18 protein-coding genes (1 of these 18 cut by a window edge) are annotated in these 18,310 nt (G+C 67.7%); 4 read left to right on the top strand and 14 right to left on the bottom strand.

Annotation, left to right across the window (positions count from 1 at the left end; all coding sequences use genetic code 11):
- Window positions 1–71 precede the first annotated feature (71 nt).
- The 12 genes from EI73_RS10930 to EI73_RS10875 all read right to left on the bottom strand — a co-directional run bounded on the left by EI73_RS10930 (window position 72) and on the right by EI73_RS10875 (window position 10,859).
- Complete coding sequence (locus EI73_RS10930; RefSeq protein WP_034386705.1) at window positions 72–1,121, bottom strand: DNA topoisomerase IB; 1,050 nt, start codon at window positions 1,119–1,121, stop codon at window positions 72–74.
- Complete coding sequence (locus EI73_RS10925) at window positions 1,121–1,789, bottom strand: uracil-DNA glycosylase (RefSeq protein ID WP_034386704.1); 669 nt, start codon at window positions 1,787–1,789, stop codon at window positions 1,121–1,123. Before EI73_RS10925 ends, EI73_RS10930 begins: the two co-directional genes overlap by 1 nt.
- A 189-nt stretch (window positions 1,790–1,978) precedes the next feature.
- Window positions 1,979–3,163, bottom strand: coding sequence for a glutamine-hydrolyzing carbamoyl-phosphate synthase small subunit (gene carA / locus EI73_RS10920; RefSeq protein WP_034386703.1), 1,185 nt, complete (start codon window positions 3,161–3,163; stop codon window positions 1,979–1,981).
- Between the two features lie 351 nt (window positions 3,164–3,514).
- On the bottom strand, window positions 3,515–4,060 hold the full coding sequence (locus EI73_RS10915) for an N-acetyltransferase (protein WP_034386701.1): 546 nt from the start codon (window positions 4,058–4,060) through the stop codon (window positions 3,515–3,517).
- A gap of 82 nt (window positions 4,061–4,142) precedes the next feature.
- Window positions 4,143–4,613 (bottom strand): GNAT family N-acetyltransferase, encoded by a 471-nt coding sequence (locus EI73_RS10910; RefSeq protein ID WP_034386699.1) that lies wholly within the window; start codon window positions 4,611–4,613, stop codon window positions 4,143–4,145.
- Between the two features lie 116 nt (window positions 4,614–4,729).
- Complete coding sequence (locus tag EI73_RS10905; protein WP_034386696.1) at window positions 4,730–5,221, bottom strand: GNAT family N-acetyltransferase; 492 nt, start codon at window positions 5,219–5,221, stop codon at window positions 4,730–4,732.
- A 26-nt stretch (window positions 5,222–5,247) separates the two neighbouring features.
- A complete protein-coding gene (locus EI73_RS10900; protein WP_034386695.1) occupies window positions 5,248–5,751 on the bottom strand; it encodes an HIT family protein in 504 nt (167 codons plus the stop codon).
- Window positions 5,748–7,157, bottom strand: a complete 1,410-nt coding sequence (argH, locus tag EI73_RS10895) for an argininosuccinate lyase (protein WP_034386692.1) — start codon at window positions 7,155–7,157, stop codon at window positions 5,748–5,750. The genes EI73_RS10900 and argH overlap by 4 nt, the downstream gene beginning before the upstream one ends.
- Window positions 7,154–7,624 (bottom strand): GNAT family N-acetyltransferase, encoded by a 471-nt coding sequence (locus EI73_RS10890; protein ID WP_034386690.1) that lies wholly within the window; start codon window positions 7,622–7,624, stop codon window positions 7,154–7,156. The genes argH and EI73_RS10890 overlap by 4 nt, the downstream gene beginning before the upstream one ends.
- A gap of 55 nt (window positions 7,625–7,679) precedes the next feature.
- Window positions 7,680–8,924 carry an argininosuccinate synthase gene (locus EI73_RS10885; RefSeq protein ID WP_034386688.1) on the bottom strand — a complete coding sequence of 415 codons (1,245 nt, stop codon included), beginning with the start codon at window positions 8,922–8,924 and terminating at the stop codon, window positions 7,680–7,682.
- A 256-nt stretch (window positions 8,925–9,180) separates the two neighbouring features.
- The gene (locus EI73_RS10880; protein ID WP_034386685.1) at window positions 9,181–9,648 is read right to left on the bottom strand and encodes a hypothetical protein; all 468 of its coding nucleotides are present in this window, start codon (window positions 9,646–9,648) and stop codon (window positions 9,181–9,183) included.
- A gap of 80 nt (window positions 9,649–9,728) precedes the next feature.
- Complete coding sequence (locus EI73_RS10875; protein ID WP_034386683.1) at window positions 9,729–10,859, bottom strand: pyridoxal phosphate-dependent aminotransferase; 1,131 nt, start codon at window positions 10,857–10,859, stop codon at window positions 9,729–9,731.
- 73 nt (window positions 10,860–10,932) lie between these two features.
- Between EI73_RS10875 and EI73_RS10870 the strand changes: the two genes are divergently transcribed.
- The 4 genes from EI73_RS10870 to EI73_RS10855 all read left to right on the top strand — a co-directional run bounded on the left by EI73_RS10870 (window position 10,933) and on the right by EI73_RS10855 (window position 15,911).
- Window positions 10,933–11,547, top strand: a complete 615-nt coding sequence (locus EI73_RS10870; RefSeq protein ID WP_034386681.1) for a LysE/ArgO family amino acid transporter — start codon at window positions 10,933–10,935, stop codon at window positions 11,545–11,547.
- A gap of 58 nt (window positions 11,548–11,605) precedes the next feature.
- Complete coding sequence (gene carB / locus EI73_RS10865) at window positions 11,606–14,695, top strand: carbamoyl-phosphate synthase large subunit (RefSeq protein WP_034386679.1); 3,090 nt, start codon at window positions 11,606–11,608, stop codon at window positions 14,693–14,695.
- A 104-nt stretch (window positions 14,696–14,799) separates the two neighbouring features.
- The gene (locus tag EI73_RS10860; protein ID WP_156103519.1) at window positions 14,800–15,018 is read left to right on the top strand and encodes a hypothetical protein; all 219 of its coding nucleotides are present in this window, start codon (window positions 14,800–14,802) and stop codon (window positions 15,016–15,018) included.
- A gap of 131 nt (window positions 15,019–15,149) precedes the next feature.
- Window positions 15,150–15,911, top strand: coding sequence for a DsbA family oxidoreductase (locus EI73_RS10855; RefSeq protein WP_034386674.1), 762 nt, complete (start codon window positions 15,150–15,152; stop codon window positions 15,909–15,911).
- Between the two features lie 87 nt (window positions 15,912–15,998).
- Here EI73_RS10855 and EI73_RS10850 read toward each other — a convergent pair whose 3' ends face one another.
- Both EI73_RS10850 and ftsH read right to left on the bottom strand, forming a co-directional pair.
- On the bottom strand, window positions 15,999–17,447 hold the full coding sequence (locus EI73_RS10850) for a carboxylesterase/lipase family protein (protein ID WP_051935494.1): 1,449 nt from the start codon (window positions 17,445–17,447) through the stop codon (window positions 15,999–16,001).
- Window positions 17,448–17,650: 203 nt separating this feature from the next.
- On the bottom strand, window positions 17,651–18,310 hold the final stretch of the coding sequence (gene ftsH, locus EI73_RS10845) for an ATP-dependent zinc metalloprotease FtsH (RefSeq protein ID WP_034386672.1). Its footprint extends 1,206 nt past the window's final position; 660 of the gene's 1,866 nt are visible here — the last part of the coding sequence; the start codon falls outside the window, past its right edge; it ends in the stop codon at window positions 17,651–17,653.

Below are 18,310 nucleotides of genomic sequence, written 5' to 3'. Positions count from 1 at the left end.
TTGGCCGGCCCACCCCATTGCGGTGGACCGCAGACAACCCCGACCAGCGGGAGAGGCAAAGCCAGTTGGTCTCAGGCCGCCTCTTTCTCCTTTTTTCGTGTTCGGCGTGTCCGCAGCGCCTTTTCACTCTCCAGCATCCGCTTCAGCGCGGCCTCGCTGCGGCTGAGGCCCTCCAGCTCCGGCTCCTCACGGCCCGCGCGCGGTTCGTAGTCGTCGAGCACCTTGCCTTCCTGGTAGCGGTCGAAGATCACCGGGCAGATGTAGCTGCCCCGCGTGACGGCAGGCGTGTTGCCCAGGTCGGTGGCGACGAACTTCACGCATTCCACGATGGTCTTGCGGGCCTGGCGGTCGGATTCGGGCGCGCCCGCCTCGGCCAGAAACTCGGCGGCAAGCAGCGTGCCTCCCCAGGTGCGAAAGTCCTTGGCGGTGAAGGGGCCGATCACCTCCCGCAGATAGGCGTTGAGGTCCGCAGCACGGACGCGGGTGCGCTCGCCCTCGTCCACACTCTGGAAGAGCCAGGGGCCAGGCAGCGTGAGCAGCCGCTCGATGTTGGTCGCCAGGGTGCGGCTCCGGACCGTCTTCTCCTGAAGGATGGCGTGCTTGCCCCGAAAGCGAAAGGTGATGTCCTGCCCCACGACCTTCACATGCCGCTGCCGCAGGGTGGAGAGGCCGTAGGTCTTGTGCGCGCGGGCATAGGCGTCGCTGCCCACGCGGAAATGCGCGACGTGCAGCAGCCGGGTCATCACGGCGAGCACCTTGCGCCGGGGCAAGCCGGAGAGACGCAGGTCCGCTGCCGTCACCGTGCGCAGGGTGGGCAACACGCCCGCAAAGCGCGCCAGCCGTTGCCACTTTTTGAGCGCGCCCGCCTGCACGAAGTCCGGGTGGTAGCGGTACTGGAGCCTTCCCGCAGCGTCGCGGCCAAAGGCCTGAAGTTCTGCGTCCGGATCGGGCGAGACATACACGTCCGTGTAGGCGGGCGGCACCGCGAGCGAGGCGATGCGGGCCAGGCCCTCCGGGTCGGTGTACTCGGTGCCATCCGGCCAGAAGTAGCGGAACTCGCCGGGTTTATTTCCCTCGCGGCGCAGGTACTCCTCGTGGAGAAGGTCGGTCCGTCCCGCCATCACGCCACCTCCGGCTCGGCGGGGAGCTGCCAGTCGATGGGCGTCTCGCCCGCCTCCTCCAGCGCCGCGTTGATTCGGCTAAAGGGCCGTGTTCCCCGGAATTTCGCCACGCTGAGGGGGCTGGGATGGGCGGACTCAAGGACCACGTGCTGCGGGTTGGTCACCAGTTTGGCCTTTTTGCGGGCATACGCGCCCCACAAGACGAACACCACCCGGGTGGGCTTCTCGTTCACGGCGCGCAAAATCGCGTCGGTAAAGCTTTCCCAGCCCTTCCCGGCGTGGCTGTTCGGCTCACCCTGCCGGACCGTGAGCACGGCGTTGAGCAGCAGCACGCCCTGCCGCGCCCAGGACACCAAAGAGCCGTGTCTGGGCGGCTTGAACCCCACATCCTCCTGCAACTCCCGGTAGATGTTCTGGAGGCTGGGAGGCACGCGCACTCCGGGCCGCACGCTGAAACTCAGGCCGTGCGCCTGCCCCCTTCCGTCTGGTGTGGTCCCGTGGTAGGGATCCTGGCCGAGGATCAGCACCTTCACTCGGGCATAGGGCGTCAGGCGCAGCGCGCTGAACAGGTCTTCGGGCGCCGGATACACCGGGCCGGCTTCCCGCTCGCGCTCCACAAAGGCCCACAGGTCGCGGAAGTAGGGCTTGCTCGTCTCGCCCCGCAGCACCTCGTCCCAGTCGCCGGGGAGGTGAACGGGGGCGGGCCGAAGAGGGGAACAGGGTCACTCATGGGTTCCCTTCAGTCTTCCGCGCCGGGCAGGGAAGGCCCTTTCGGCTCAAGGAACGCTCAAGCGGTCAGCAAGAGGGCGAACACCTGAATTGGCGTTCACCCTCTCTCGCTGACCGCTGAAAGCTTCCTACACCCCCAACCGTCCCGCCGAGGCCTTGAGCACCGGCGAACCGTTCGCGCCCTCAAAGGCGTCAATCTCCTCGATGAAGCGGTCAAAGAGGTAGCGGCTGTCGTGCGGCCCTGGGGACGCTTCCGGGTGGTACTGCACCGAGAAGACCGGGTAGCGGCTGTGGGCCATGCCTTCCAGCGTGCCGTCATTGAGGTTGACGTGGGTGGCCACAAACGCCCCGTTCGGGATGGAATCGATATCCACCGCGTAGCCGTGGTTCTGTGAGGTGATCTCCACATTACCGGTGAGCAGGTTCTTGACCGGCTGGTTGCCTCCGCGGTGCCCGAACTTCATCTTAAAGGTGCGCCCGCCCGCCGCCAGGCCCAGAATCTGGTGACCCAGGCAGATGCCGAAGGTGGGCAGCAGCCCCATCAGTTCCCAGGCTGTCTTGTGCGCGTACTCCAGCGGGGCGGGATCACCCGGGCCGTTCGACAGAAAGAGGCCGTGGGGCTGAAGGGCCATGATCTGCGCCGGGGTGGTGTGTGCCGGAACCACGATGGGCTCGATGCCCACTTCTGCCAGCCGCTCGATGATGGTGTGCTTGATTCCAAAGTCCATCAGCACCACGCGCTTGCCGTGGCGCAGGGTCGGGAAGGCATAGGGCAGCGGCGTGGTGACCTCGCGGGTCATGTCGTGCCCATCGATGTCCTGATGGTCGCGAGCGCGCTGAACATACACCTGTTCCTCGGCGGGCGTGAACTCGCCGTAGGGGTCTTCGGGGTGCGTGTAGGAGCGGTGGGCGATCACACCCTTCACCACGCCGCCCGTGCGCAGGCGGCGCACCAGCGCCCGGGTGTCGATGCCCTGAATGCTCACCACGCCGTACTGCTGCATAAAGGCTTCCAGCGACTGCTGCGCGCGGTGGTTGGAGTACTCGCTCGAGAACTCACGGGAGATAAAGCCTCGCACGTACGGCTTGTTGCTCTCCATGTCGTAGATCGCAACCCCATAGTTGCCCACGTGCGGGTAGGTGATCGTCACGATCTGCCCGTTGTACGAGGGATCGGTCATGATCTCCTGGTAGCCGGTCATGGAGGTGTTAAAGACGACCTCCCCGACCGTCTCCCCGCGGTGCCCAAAGGCGTAGCCGCGGTACACCGTGCCGTCTTCGAGCGCCAGAATCGCGCGTTCTTTCCGAATCATAGGGACCTCCATTCGCGCCTCACGGGACGCGTTTTATGGCGGAAGCTGTCAGCGGTCAGCCGTCAGCTTTCAGCCACAGAGCTTAGCAGGGTGTTTGGAGACGCGCGGTGAAGGCGGCCAGCATTCGCTTGATCTCCTGGGTCTGAGCGAGGAGGTCAGCAGCGGCTTGCGGCGGGAGACAGCCGAAATCGCGCGCCAGCACAAGCAGAGATTCGGTTTCGCCCGCAACGGCGAAGTCAGCCCAAACCGCTTCTCCAAGGGGAAGGAACCGCCGACCGGGTCGACCGCCAGCGTCAACGGACGCGCCCTCGGCCACATCGCAAGCGAACGAACATCACGCACCCAAACGTCCTACGGACCGCTGACCGCCGACAGCTCCTTGAACATCGCAATCTCGTTGCAGTTCTCGAAGAAGGCGCAGCGCTGACACTCGCTCCAGACCTTGGGGTGAAGGTTCGTCTTTTCGATTCGGTGAAAGCCGCACTTCTCGAAAAAGCCCTGCTGGTACGTCCAGGCAAAGAGAGCGGGGAGGTCGATCTCCCGCGCTTCCCGCTCGCAGGCTTCGACAAGCTGCCGGCCCAGCCCACGCCCCTGCATGTTGGGGTGAACGGCGAGGCCACGCACCTCCGCCAGGTCGGCGGCGAGGAGGTGCAGACCGCAGACGCCCGCCAGACCACCCGGTTTTCCCTCGTGCGCCTCTGCCATCACGAGGTGAAAGTCCCGAATGGTCTCGGCCAGCAGCGCCCGCGAGCGCACCAGCATCAGGCCCCGCGCCGCCCAGTAGCCGATCAGCTCGTGAATGGCCCCGATGTCCGAGAGCCGAGCTTTGCGCCCATACAGTGGGGCCTGCGGGTGCAGGTCGGGAACAGCGATGGAATCGAGGGAGAGGAGGGTCATCGTCTCTCCCCCTGTACGCGGAGCGAACGAGCCGCGCGGCATTCAGCGGCGACGCCGCACGGCCTGCGCTCCCTTTGCCGTGCTAGGCCCGGCTGACCTTTTGGTCGAGCGGCCGCATCCAGGTGGTGCCGCCGGGCCGCTCGCTGCGAGCGCGGTACGCCTGGATCTGCGGAGCACCGGGCACCTCGCCCATCACCACCGCAAGGGGCACCTGCTGAAAGCCGAAGCTGCTCCAGTCGCCACCCTTGCTGAACATGTAGAGGGCGCGGTCGCCCCGGGCCTGGGCATACTCCACCGCGCTCATCACCAGACGGCGACCCAGCCCCTGCCCCCGCGCGGAGGGCACAACTGCCGCGCCACGCAGCAGGGATGCGCCGTCCCCATGCTCCAGGCCGATGGCCCCCACCGCCTGTCCGCCGCGCTCCAACACCCAGTAGGTGGTGCCGGGGGCGAGGGCTTCCTCGGTCTCCAGCCCGGCCTCGTGGAAGATGCGGCAGACCGTGTCCTTGTCCTGGGGACCAGCGAGGCGAATCTGAATGTTCGAATCGGTCATGGGTATGCCCTCCGGGTTCGGTCGCGCCGGGATCGCCCGCGCGGACGTCCGGCACGGCTGGATGTTGCGTGCGCGCAGCATAGCGCAACCCGGCCCCGCTCAAGGCCACAATGTCTTCAGTCACCTCCCCCCTCCTCTCCAGCCGCGTGGAGCGTTCGCTTCCACGCCTGCTCCTGCGCGATCCAGCCCTTGAGAACGCCGCTTCTTACCTGCGGCACGTCCGGCAGTGCGGCGGCGATCTCTTCGGCGCTCACCGGCGCGAAGCCGAAGCGCCGCCAGTAGCTTCCCGCCTCCTGCGAAAAGAGGTACACGGTGCGGTCACCCCGCAGGGTGGCGTACGTGAGGGCCGACTCGACAAGCGCTCGGCCCAGGCCCTGGCCCCGCGCGTCCGGCACCACCGCCGCCGAGCGGATCAGCGAGGCCCCCGCGCCGTGTTCCAGGCCGATGCAGCCGCCCGGCACACCGTCGAGTTCGGCAATCCAGTAGGTGCTCATCTCCGGGGTCACGCTGGAGGTGTGCAGGCCGCAGCGCGTCAGCAGGTCAAGGATGAGGGGAAAATCGGCGGGCGCGGCCTGCCGCAGTTTGACGTGCATGTCAGTCAGGGTCATTTCGGAGGCCTCCTTGGGGGCAGAGTTCAGACAGTGTCGGGGGGAAAGGGTTCGGGACGGCGTTGCCGCTCGGCCTCCCGCGCCGCCTCCTTGAGGAAGTACCGCAGGCCCACCCCAGCACTCGCGTCCGTGTTCCAGCGGGGAATGACGTGCAGGTGAACGTGCGGGATGTGTTGTCCGCCCGCCGGAAAGACGTTCCAGCCCACCGTATACCCGTCGGGGCGAACGGCGGCGTCCAGGTGCGCCCTCACCTCGGCGAGCAGGGCGTGGGTCGCGGCGACCTCCTCGGGCGTGAGGTCGAAGACAGTGGCGCAAGGCCGCTTGGTGACGATCAGGCCGGAAAAGGGCAGGCCGTCACTGTAGCGGCTGTCCTGGATATAGACACACAACTCGTGTTCGAGTGTCAGCTCTCCGCCCGCAAAGTCGGCTCGGGTGGAGAGCGGGTTCTCGTCCGGGTGAGCGAGCCAGTACGCCCATTCCTCCTCACGCTTGCCCAGGAGGGTCCCGTCCAGGTTCACGGTCACCTTCACGAGAGCGCCGCCTTTGCCAGTTCCACCTGCTCGCGCACCCGTTCGGGCGCCGTGCCGCCGTAGCTCTGGCGAGCCTTGACGCTCTCCTCCACGGTGAGCGAGCGAGCCACGTCGGCATTCAGCAGCGGGTGGGCCGCGCGCAACTCCTCGTCGGTCAGGTCCCAGAGCTGCCGCCCCGTCCGGCTGGCGAGGCCAACCAGCCCACCCACCACCTCGTGTGCCTCGCGGAAGGGGACCCCCGAACGGGCGAGGAAGTCCGCAAGGTCGGTGGCCGTAGAAAAGCCGCGCGCCGCCGCCGCTTTCGTCACTTCCGCGTGCCACACCGTCTTCGGCAGCATGTCGGCGTACAGCCGCAGCACGGTGGCGAGGGTGTCGTAGGCGTCAAAGACCCCTTCCTTGTCCTCCTGAAGATCCTTGTTGTAGGCGAGCGGCGTGCCCTTGACCACCGTCAGCAGGCCCATCAGGTGGCCGAAGACGCGGCCTGCCTTGCCCCGCGCAAGTTCGGCCACGTCGGGGTTTTTCTTCTGCGGCATAATCGAGGAGCCGGTCGTGTGCGAATCGGGCAGCGTCAGAAAGCCGAATTCAAAGGTCGAGTACAGAATCAGCTCTTCGGAGAGGCGCGAGAGGTGGGCGGCGAGAATCGCACCGGCCGCGAGGAACTCGAGGGCGAAGTCGCGGCTGCCCACCCCGTCCAGGCTGTTCGCTGTCGGGCGAGCAAAGCCGAGCGCCTGGGCGGTGAGGTGGCGGTCAATCGGCCAGGGCGTGCCGGCCAGGGCCGCACTGCCCAGCGGCGACTCGTCCATGCGGGCGGCGGCGTCGCGGAAGCGGCCCTCGTCGCGCTCCAGCATCGCGGCATAGGCCATGAACCAGTGCGAGAGCAGAATGGGCTGCGCCACCTGAAGGTGCGTGTAGCCCGGCAGGAGAACGGGCTGACCACCGTCCGAGGAGAGGTGCCGCTCTGCCTCCGCGACCATCACGGCCCGCAACGCCCGCGTCTTCTCCGCGAGATCAAGGGCGGCTTCCTTGGTGAACAGTCGAAAATCCACCGCCACCTGGTCGTTGCGGCTCCTGGCCGTGTGCAGCTTGCCCGCAACCGGCCCGATGCGGTCGCGCAGCGCAGCTTCTACGTTCATATGAACGTCCTCGCGGTCGAGCCGCCACTTGAACTCACCGGCGCGAATCTCGGCCAGGATGGCCCCTAGCCCCTCCTCGATCCGGGCCACCTCGTCCGGAGTCAGGATGCCGGTCTGTCCCAGCATGGCCACGTGCGCGAGCGATCCACGAATGTCCTGCTCGGCCAGGCGTTGATCGAAGGGGACCGACGCGTTAAAGAGCTCAACCAGGCGGTCGGTGGCTTCGGCAAAACGGCCACCCCAGAGTTTCTTGTCCTGTGTCTTGTGGGTCATAGGGTCCTTTGGAGCGCTTTCACCAGCACCACGGGGGGCGGGCTCTGCGGATTCGCGTGGGCGTACACTGCCCCCTCGTCCACGCGGTAGCCCAGGCGTTTGTAGAAAGGCAGCACGGCGAGGTTGTACGCACTGACGGCAAGCAGCAGGCGGGCATAGCCTCCACGGACCGCGAGGTCCTCCACTGCCCGCACCAGCGCTGTGCCGATGCCCTGGCCGCGCACTTCGGGACGAGTCGCGAGCTTGTTCAGGGTCAGCGTCTGTGGGCCGTCCGGTCGCCAGCCCACACAGCCCACGGCCTCCCCGTCCTGCCACGCGAGGAACCCTCCCCCCTGCCCCAGGCTCCAGGCCACGTCCTCGACCCGGGTCCGGCTCCAACTGGAGCGGGGGTCCATACCCGCCGCCATCATCACGGCGTGGAAGGCAGGAGCGTCGGCGGGGAGGGCGGGGCGCAGGGTCAAGGTCATCGTGTACGCTCCAGGGTCAGGGGCCTCCGGTGGACGTGCCCCGGCACCGTCATCTTCAAACCGTCTCGACTTCCTTCGGTGCCGACTTGGCGTCCACCCGCGCCTGCACCCGCATCCGCAGGGCATTCAGCTTGATAAAAGCCCCCGCGTCGTGCTGGTTGTAGTCGCCGCCCGCCTCAAAGGACACGAGGTCTTTGTCATACAGGCTGCGCGGCGCCCGGCGACCGACCACGATGCAGTTCCCCTTGTAGAGTTTCAGGCGAGCGGTGCCGGTGACCGAGCGGGCCACGTGATCGAAGTACACCTGAAGCGCCTCGCGTTCAGGGGCAAACCAGAAGCCGTTGTAGACGAGCTCGGCGTACTTGGGTGCGAGCTGGTCCCGCTGGTGCAGCACCTCGCGGTCGAGGGTCAGGCTCTCGACGGCGCGGCGGGCGTGGTAGAGCAGCGTGCCGCCGGGCGTCTCGTACACGCCGCGCGACTTCATGCCCACGAAGCGGTTCTCCACGAGGTCAATGCGGCCCACGCCGTGGCGCCCGCCGATCTCGTTCGCCTTCGCCAGCAGCGCGGCGGGCGTCAGGCGCTCGCCACCGATCGCCACCGGATCACCGTTCTCAAACTCGACCTCGACGTATTCCGGCTCGTCGGGCGCCTCCTCGGGGCTGACGGTCAGCTTGAACATGTGGGCGGGCGGTTCCGCCCAGGGGTCTTCGAGGATGCCGCCCTCGTAGGAGATGTGCAGCAGGTTCGCGTCGGTGGACCAGGGGTCCTTTTGGGTGGTGGGCACCGGAATGCCGTGCTCGCGAGCAAAGGCTTCAAGGTCGGCACGGCCCTGGAAGTCCCAGTCCCGCCAGGGAGCGACCGTCACGATGTCGGGCTTGAGCGCATAGGCCGTCATCTCGAAGCGAACCTGGTCGTTCCCCTTGCCGGTCGCCCCGTGCGAGACCGCCACCGCACCTTCCTTCTCAGCGATCTCAATCAGTTTCTTGGCGATCAGGGGACGGGCGATGGAGGTGCCCAGCAGGTAGTAGCCCTCGTACAGGGCAGCGGCGCGAAACATCGGAAACACGTAGTCGCGCACGAACTCCTCGCGCAGGTCGAGCGCGTAGGCGGCCACCGCCCCGGTGTTCAGCGCTTTGACCCGCGCCGCTTCCACCTCATCCCCCTGACCGAGATCGGCGGTAAAGGCCACCACGTCGTAGTTCCGCTCCGTCTGGAGCCACTTGAGGATGATGGAGGTATCGAGGCCACCGCTGTACGCGAGGACGATCTTGTCTTTCTGGCCCTGCTGAACGTTCGCCATGCTGCATTCTCTCCTGTTTCTGGGGGGGCGCACCGAGACACACAGACACCCCGACGGGACGGGCCCGGCCTTTCCGTGAAGGGGAAGGCCGGAGCGTCAGCGTCGGGGAGTCAGGATCGGCATAACTGTATGGATATACGCTAGGTGCGTATAGCTATGCAGTAGGGTAGCAGCGCCGGGCAGGAGGGTCAAGGGAAACGTCCAGCATGGCAAAACCCCCGGCCACGCGGGACCGGGGGCCAGGAAGGCGCGGACCTTAGGGCAGCTGGTAGTTCACGCCCAGGCGCACGCCCGCGCCCAGCCCGATGCCCGAACCGGCGTTCGATAGGGCGATGGCCGGGCCGATGTTGCCTTCCACGAACACGCCGAGAGGGCCGCCCACGTTGTAGGCCAGGCCGCCCAGCACGTGCGGATACGCAGAGACGCCCGTCACCGAACCCAGCGAGGCGTTCACCCCCAGGCCGAAGCCGTAGTAGGGGTTCAGGCCGCCGAAGTTCTGGTTGCTCGCGTTGCGCAGATAGGCGACCTCACCGCCCAGGGCGAGCGAGCCGCCCCGGAAGAGGTTAAGCGCGCTGAGGTTGAGCCCGTAGCGCACCGCAGCGTCAGCCGTCAGCTCCGAGCGGTAATAAATCCCAGCGTCCGTGCCGATGTATCCGCCCACGGCATCCGCAGCGGCAGAGGAAACGGCGGAGAGGGCCAGCAGTCCGAGCAGCGTCTTCTTCATAGCCGGATCATAGACAACCTTGAGGAGCAGATGTCAGAGAGGCACCTTTACAGCTTGCGGGGTTGCCTTTGACCTTCCCTTCATGCTGAGGAGGACTTGGCCCAACGGGCGAGGCGCGTCAGGGCCTCCTCGAGCTCCGTTCGCTCCTTGCAAAAGGCGAGGCGCAACAGCCCGGGGGGTAGGGCTGCTTTGGCGGCAAAGGCCCCAGCGGGAATGACGGCGACCCCTGCCGCCTCCAGCAGCGTCTCGGCGTTCCAGTCAGGGCGGCAGGCCATCAGGAAGTAGGTCCCGCCGGGGAGGTAGACCCGTGCGCCAAGCTCACGCAGGCCGTCCGCCAACAGAGCGAGCCGCGCCGCGTAGCCCTCCCGCAAGCCCTCGTAGAAGCCACTCTGACGCGCGACGGGCAGCGCCGCCGCAACCGCCGCCTGCAAGGGCGTGGGCGCGCAGAAGGAGGCCACCTGCCGAAGCCCCGCCAGATGGCCCGCCAACCCCGGTGGGCAGGCCACCCAGCCGACGCGCCAGCCCGTCGCCTCCAGCCGCTTGCCCGCGCTGCCCACCGTGAAGGTCCGCTCCGGTGCGAGCGCCCGCAGGCTGAGGGGCCGCTCCCCGAAGTACAGTTCGTCGTACACCTCGTCGGAAATCAGCCAGAGATCGTGCTCGCGGGCAAGGGCGACCACGGCTTTCAGTTCCTCTCGGGTCAAGACCCGTCCGGTGGGATTGTGCGGGCTATTGAGAAGTAGCGCCCGCGTGCGGGGCGTGACCGCCGCGCGCAGCTCATCCAGGTCCAGCATCCAGCCGTCCTCTTCTGGAAGGCGCAGCGGCACCGTGACGGGCGTTGCCCCCGCCAGCCGTGCCTGGGGCAGGTAGATGTCGAAGACGGGTTCGAGCATCAGCACCTCGTCACCCGGGCCGTAGAGGGCCTGAGCAAGCAGGGCCATCGCCTCCGTCGCGCCGGTCGTGACCACCACATCCGCCCCGTCCACCCCCAGATCGGTCCCCAGCGCGTCCCTCAGGATGGGAAGGCCCACTGGGGGCGCGTACTGGTCCAGGGTGCCCACCGCCCGCCGCGCGGCCTCCAGCAGGAAGGCAGGCGGGGCAGCGGAGGGAAAGCCCTGCCCGAGGTTGATCGCCCCGCGCTGCGCGGCGAGGCGGCTCATGCGGGCAAAGATGCTCTCCTGGGACGAGCGGGCACGCGGCACAAGGTCAGGCATGGGGGCAGTTTGGGCGCTGGGCGGCAAGAGCGCAGGGCGCGGGTCAGACAGGGCCCGGCGCTATCTTCCAGCGGTGTCCCCCTTCCTGCGCGGCCTGACCCTGGGCCTCTCCCTCATCGTCGCCATCGGGCCGCAGAATGCCTTTGTGCTGCGGCAGGGGCTGGCGCGGCGTCACGCGCTGCTCGCCGCGTTGGTCTGCTCGCTGGCGGATACGTTGCTGATCTCGTTCGGGGTGTTGGGCGTCGGGGCCTTTCTCGCGCAGAACCGGGCCCTGACGGGACTAGGAACGCTGGCGGGGGCGGCCTTTTTGCTGTGGTACGGGTGGCGATCCTTTCGGGCAGCGGGGCGGCCCGGCACGCTGGAGACGGGGGGGCAGAGCGTGGCCTCGCCCCGAGCCGTCGTCGCCACCGCTGCCGCCTTCAGCCTGCTGAATCCGCACGCCCTCCTCGATACGGTCGTGCTGATCGGCGGGGCAAGCGCGGGCCTGGGTGGGGAGGGACGCCGCGCCTTTCTCGTGGGAACGGTCCTCGCCTCCTGGGGGTGGTTTTTTGGCCTCGCGCTCGCCGGGCAGCAGCTGGCGCCGCTGCCGCGCACGCCACGCGCCTGGCAGGTGCTGGACGTGCTGGTGGGGCTGATGCTGTGGGGGGTGGCCGCGGGACTGCTGCGAAGCTGGCTGGCGGGAGCCTGAAGCTGCATAACCTTGCAACCCCTCCCCTCCCCCATCCGTGCCATACTGAGGACTCGGAATGCCCAAGCGTACCGACCTCCAAACGATTCTGATCCTCGGCAGCGGCCCCATCCAGATCGGGCAGGCGGCCGAGTTCGACTATTCGGGCACACAGGCCCTCAAGGCGCTGAAAAAGGAGGGGTACCGGCTGGTGCTGGTGAACAGCAACCCGGCGACGATCATGACCGACCCCGACCTCGCCGACGCCACGTATCTGGAGCCCCTCACGCCCGAGTTTGTCCGCAAAGTCATCGAGAAGGAGCGGCCCGACGCCCTGCTGCCGACCCTGGGCGGCCAGACCGCGCTCAACCTCGCCATGGAGCTGCACGCGAACGGCACGCTAAAGGAATTCGGCGTGGAGCTGATCGGCGCGAATGCCGAAGCCATCCACAAGGGCGAAGACCGCGAAGCCTTTCAGGCGGCCATGAAAAAGATCGGCGTGGAGACGGCGCGCGGCAAGATGGTCCACTCCATGGAGGAGGCGATCGAGTACCAAAAGGAAATCGGCCTCCCCATCGTGATCCGGCCCTCCTTCACGCTGGGCGGCACGGGGGGCGGCATCGCCCACACCTACGAGGACTTCCTGAAGATCACGGAGGGCGGCCTGCGCGACAGTCCGGTGCACTCCGTCCTGCTCGAAGAAAGCATCCTGGGCTGGAAGGAATACGAGCTGGAGGTGATGCGCGACCACGCCGACACGGTGGTCATCATCACGAGCATCGAGAACTTCGACCCGATGGGTGTGCATACGGGGGACAGCATCACGGTGGCCCCGGCGCAGACCCTCAGCGACGTGGAGTACCAGCGCCTGCGCGACCAAAGCCTTGCCATCATCCGCGAGATCGGTGTGGATACGGGCGGCTCCAACATCCAGTTCGCGGTCAACCCGAAAGACGGACGGGTGATCGTGATCGAGATGAATCCGCGCGTCAGCCGTTCCAGTGCGCTCGCGAGCAAGGCGACCGGCTTCCCGATTGCCAAGATCGCGGCGCTGCTGGCGGTGGGGTACCACCTCGACGAGCTGCCCAACGACATCACCCGCGTGACGCCCGCCGCCTTCGAACCCACGATTGATTACGTCGTCACCAAGATTCCGCGCTTCGCCTTCGAGAAGTTCCCCGGCACGCCGGACGCGCTGGGCACCCAGATGCGCAGCGTGGGCGAGGTGATGGCGATTGGCCGCACCTTCAAAGAAAGTCTGCAAAAGGCGCTGCGCTCGGTCGAGGCGGACGTGCGCGGCGCCTATGCCGAGATGACGACCGAGGAGCTGCGCGGCCTGCTGTACGGTAACCCCCGCCGCCTCGAAGCCGTGATCGAGCTGCTGCGCCGGGGCGAAGACGTGCAGGCCCTCCACGACGCCACGAAGATCGATCCCTGGTTTCTCTCGCAGATTCAGGAGATCGTGGACGCCGAGAAGGAAATCCTCGAGCTGGGCCCCATCGCGGAGTGGAAGTATGAACTCTGGCGCGAGGTCAAGAGATTGGGCTTTTCTGACGCGCGGATCGGGGAGCTGGTGGGGCTCTCCGAACTCGAAGTGCGGGCGCTGCGCAAGGCCGCCAAGGCCACGCCCGTCTACAAGACGGTGGACACCTGCGCCGCCGAGTTCGAGGCGTACACGCCCTACCACTACTCTACCTACGAGTGGGAAGACGAGGTCACACCCACCGACAAGCCCAAGGTGGTGATTCTGGGAAGCGGTCCTAACCGCATAGGGCAGGGGGTAGAGTTCGACTACGCGACGGTTCACGCCGTGTGGGCGCTTCAGGAGGCTGGCTTTGAAACCATCATGGTCAACTCGAACCCCGAGACGGTGAGCACCGACTACGACACCGCTGACCGCCTGTACTTCGAGCCGCTGACCTTTGAAGACGTGATGAACATCGTCGAGCACGAGAAGCCTGTGGGTGTGATCGTGCAGCTTGGCGGACAGACGCCGCTGAAGCTGGCGCGTCGGCTGGCCGAAGCGGGTGCGCCCATCATCGGCACCTCCCCGGAAACGATTCACCAGGCCGAAGACCGCGCCTCCTTTGGCGCCCTGTGTGAACGCCTGGGCCTGCCGCAGCCCAGAGGCAAGGTGGCCCAGACGCCCGAGCAGGCCCGCGAGCTCGCCGCCGAACTCGGCTTCCCGCTGATGGCCCGCCCCTCCTACGTCCTCGGGGGCCGCGCCATGCGAACGGTGCGGAGCATGGAGGAACTGACCACCTATCTGGACGAGGTGTACGCCGCCGTCGAGGGGCAGCCCAGCATCCTGCTTGACCAGTTCCTGGAAGGGGCGCTTGAACTCGATGTAGACACCCTCTGCGACGGTGAAACGGCTGTGGTGGCGGGCATCATGGAGCACGTCGAGGCCGCCGGTGTCCACTCCGGTGACTCGGCTTGTGTGCTGCCCCCGGTCACCCTCTCCCCTGACCTGCTCGCCCGGGTGAAGGCCGACACCGAACGCCTCGCCCTCGAACTCGGGGTCAGGGGCCTGATGAACGTGCAGTGGGCGATCAAGGACGGCGTGGCCTACATTCTCGAAGCGAATCCGCGCGCCAGCCGTACCGTGCCCTTCGTCTCCAAGGCTGTCGGCCACCCGCTCGCCAAGTACGCGGCGCGCCTCGCCGTAGGACACACGCTGGCACAGATCGGCTTCACCGAGACGCCCACACCGGGCATGTACTCGGTCAAGGAAGTGCACCTGCCCTTCCTGAAGTTTAGGGGCGTGCTCCCGGTGCTCGGCCCGGAGATGAAGAGCACGGGCGAAAGCATGGGGATCGACACCGATCCGTATCTGGCCTTCTACCGCGCTCAACTCGGGGCCAAGAGCAACTTGCCCAGGGAGGGCACGGCGCTCCTCCTCGGTGATGGGCTGGACGACGTGGCCGCCACGCTGGAGAGCGCGGGGCTGCGGGTGATCCGCGAGCAGGAGGAGGGCACCTTGCCTGACCTCCTCATCGACGTGACCGGCTCGCCCCTGCTGCGCACGGCGCTGGAGCGTGGGGTGCCCATCGTCAGCACCCGCGAAGGCGCGGCGTGGACCGCAAAGGCCATCGCCGCCGCACAGGGGAAGACGCTGGGCGTGCGGAGCCTTCAGGAGTGGCAGAAGCTGGAGCCCGTCGCCTCCTGAGCCGGGCTGGAGCGCGTAAAGAAGCGTTGCGCGTCGCGAGCAGGTAAAGGCCAGCTTGACGGCGGGCACACTTCACCCTTTTGGTCAGCGCCTACCCTCGGGGCATGACCAATCCGCAAGACGGAACGGGCAACGAAGCCGAGCAGATGCAGGAAGGCTACATCGAGCAGCAGGAGCGCTGGCGAGAGACCGGCAAGACCAGCGCGGGCGGCGCTGGGCAGACGAGCACGCCCGGCAACGACGAAACGGGCGCGGCCCTCCCGGAGGAAAGCTCGGGAACGCCTCCTCCCCTCCCCGACGACCAGCACACACCCGGGCGCTGAGCCCTCCGCACGAGGCACGGGCGGGGACGAGGCCGCGGACTGCTTCAGGTGCGTTTGACGCCCTCGTCAGCAGCCCTTCGGGTCCGTCGCCCGCCTTTGCTTTATTTTACAAAGTACTTTATTATAGATGCATGACCCTCTTCCCTCCCTCTTCTCCCGACAAGCTGCGCGTGGATATCTGGTCGGACATCGCCTGTCCGTGGTGTTACATCGGCAAGCGGCGCTTTGAACAGGCCCTCGCCAACTTTCCCGCACGCGAGCAGGTGGAGGTCGTGTGGCACGCCTTCGAGCTCGACCCCGCGGCTCCGGTGCGGAGCGCGGTGTCTGTACGTGACGGCCTGGCGCGCAAGTACCGGCGCACGCCCGAGCAGGCGCAGGAGATGCTGGACCAGATGACCCGCACAGCTGCCGGTGAGGGCCTCGACTACCACTTCGAGCGAGTTCAGCCCACCAACACCTTTCTGGCGCATCAACTGATTGCGCTCGCCCGGGAAAAGGGGCTTCAGGCGGCCATGGAAGAGCGCCTCTTCGCCGCCTACCTCACGGAGGGAAAGCTCCTGGGGGACCCGGAGGTGCTGGTGCAGCTGGCGCAGGACGTGGGCCTGGACGCAGACGAGGCGCGCTCGGCGCTGGCCAGCGGGCGGTACGCGCAGGCGGTGCGGCAGGACGAGGCGCAGGCGCAGGCCCTGGGGATCAGCGGCGTGCCGTTTTTCGTGCTGGGCGGCAAGTACGGGGTGAGCGGGGCGCAATCCGCCGAGGTCCTGCAAGCGGCCCTCGCTCAGGTCTGGCAGGAGACGCACCCTGCCCCCCTCACCCCGCTGGGACAGCCTGCTTCAGCCCAGGGCTGCGAGGACGGACAGTGCGCGCTGCCCGGTGTGGCAGAACGGAGCTGAATTCCCACAGCGTGTCTCCCTCTCCACTGACCCGAGGGGGGGCGCTTTTTGACTGCCCCTGCCGTCCCAAGACCAGGGCGAGGAACTTCAGCGGTCCCACAGGTCGCAGCGGTGTTCCTGGCGAAACAGGGTGGTCGGGGCGACGCGGCCTGGTTCCAGGGTCAGCACCTGGCCTTCAACCGAGTTGAAGGGCGGCCACTGCGGAAGGCCGAGGCCGTTGGGGTTACCGCTGCGGGCGAAGTTGGCCCAGTAGGCGCGGATAATGCGGGCCAAATCCGCCTGCAGGGGCGTGAACTGGGCGGGGTCCGCCAGACCCGTGAGGGGCGTGCCAAACACGCTGATCAGCTCGGCAGCGTGGTAGGCCCCGTACCGGGGAATGGTTCCGGTGGGCTTGAGCTGGGAGGGGGCGTTCCGGTCGCGAAACTCGTAGGCATACACCGGCATAAAGCGGGCAAGGGCGCGGGTGATGTCGTTCACCGGGCAGGCGAAGAGGCCATCTGTGACGAAGGCGGCGGCAGCCAGACCCACCGTGTCGTAATCGCGGCTGGCGTAGTGGACGAGAAGCCGCGGCGCATTCCAGCGCTCCAGCAGGGCGACGAGCGCCCAGTACTGCCACACGGGCAGGTCCCTTTCCCGGCCCAGCGGCGCGACAAAGAGCGTCCCCTCATCCAGGTTGCTGCCGATCAGGACGGGCACCCGGTTCACGGCTCCCGTCTGGAAGGCTTCCTGCGGCGAGCGGGGCAAAACCGCGTCACCATACACGGGCGGCAGGGCGACGGAGCCGGGGGCGCGGCGCCCCGGCACCTCGGTGGCCAGAAGCCGCTCGGCGGGCACGGCGCGCAGGCACGTGGCGTCCCCCTCGGGACAGCCCAGGGCGCGGGCGTAGGCGGCCCCCGTCTTCAGCGCATCTGCAACCGGCACCGTGTTGATCGCGGGGGTACACGGCCCGCTCTGGAGGATCGCCCGGTCGAAGAGGCCAGCGGCCCCCGGCGCGGCAAGCTGGTCACAGATGCTCATGCCGCCCGCCGACTCGCCAAACACCGTCACGTTGGCCGGATCCCCACCAAAGGCCGCGACGTTCTCGCGCACCCAGCGCAGCGCGGCCTGCTGGTCGAGGAGGCCGTAATTGCCGGTGGTGCGGCCCTCCAGCAGGCCCGGCGCGGCCAGAAACCCCAGGGGGCCCAGGCGGTAGTTGAGGGTCACGACGATAACGCCCTGCTCACGCGCCAGCACCCGCCCGTCGTAGTCGCTCCCCGCGCCGCTGCGAAAGGAACCGCCGTGAATCCAGACCATGACGGGAGCGCGTGTGGCACCGGCTGGCGCGTACACATTCAGGTAGAGGCAATCTTCACTCCCGCGAGTGCCGCCGCTTCCCAGCTGGCCCCGCTGAAGGCACACGTTTCCGGGCCGGGAGGCGTCGCGTTCTCCCACCCAGATGGGGGCGGGCTGCGGGGCCCTCCAGCGGCGGTCCCCCACGGGCGGCGCGGCGTAGGGGATCCCCTGCCAAACGCGCAGGCCGCTCGCCTCGCGGCCCACCAGGATCCCGGTCCTGACCTGGGTGCGAACGGGCGTGCCGGGAGCAGCGGGGGCGCGGCCTGAATGGTCGGAGGCAGGGCGGGCGCGGGGCCGTGGTGTCCTGAGCGTGCGCGACGGTGAGCAGCGCGGCGGTCAGCAGGCTGAGCGTGCGGAGCATGGCCCCAGCGTAGGGGAAGCGGCGCGGCGCTGTGTGGGGAAGGGGTTCAGGCGGGGTTGGGCGTCAAGCCGGGCTGAGCCGCCGGGCCCTCCTCGTCGGGCGGCGTAGGCACGCTGCCGTCCAGCGTGCCCCCCGCCAAAACCGTCTGGACGTCCTCGCCGGTCAGTGACTCGCGGGCCATCAGCGCGTCGGTCAGCCGGTGCAGGACGTGGGCGTGCTCGGTGAGCAGGGCGACCGCGCGTTCATACTGCGTGTTGAGGATGCGAGCGATTTCGGCATCCACGCGCTCGGCGGTGTGATCGCTGTACACGCCCTGCTGCGGCCCGTACCCCAGGTAGCCTCCGCTCTCCTGCGCGAGGGCGACCTGGCCCACATCACTCATCCCCCACTCGGTAACCATGCGCCGCGCGAGGTTCGTCGCCTGCTGAAAGTCGTTCTGGGCGCCGGTGGTGACCTGCCCGGTGGCCACCTCCTCGGCGGCATGCCCGGCTAGCGCCACACAGATTCGGTCAAGGAGCGCGGCGCGAGTGTGATGCATGCGGTCTTCCGGCGTATAGAGTGCCGCCCCCAGCGAGCGCCCGCGCGGCACGATGGTCAGCTTGTGCGCCTTGTCCGCGTGCGGGAGGAGTTGAGCAGCGAGGGCATGGCCGACCTCGTGGTAGGCGGTGACCTTGCGGTCGGCTTCCCGCACCACCAGACTGCGCCG

Origin of the sequence: Deinococcus sp. YIM 77859 (genome assembly GCF_000745175.1) — a bacterium.
Classification (GTDB): domain Bacteria; phylum Deinococcota; class Deinococci; order Deinococcales; family Deinococcaceae; genus Deinococcus.
This window is presented reverse-complemented; position numbering and strand designations above follow the sequence as displayed.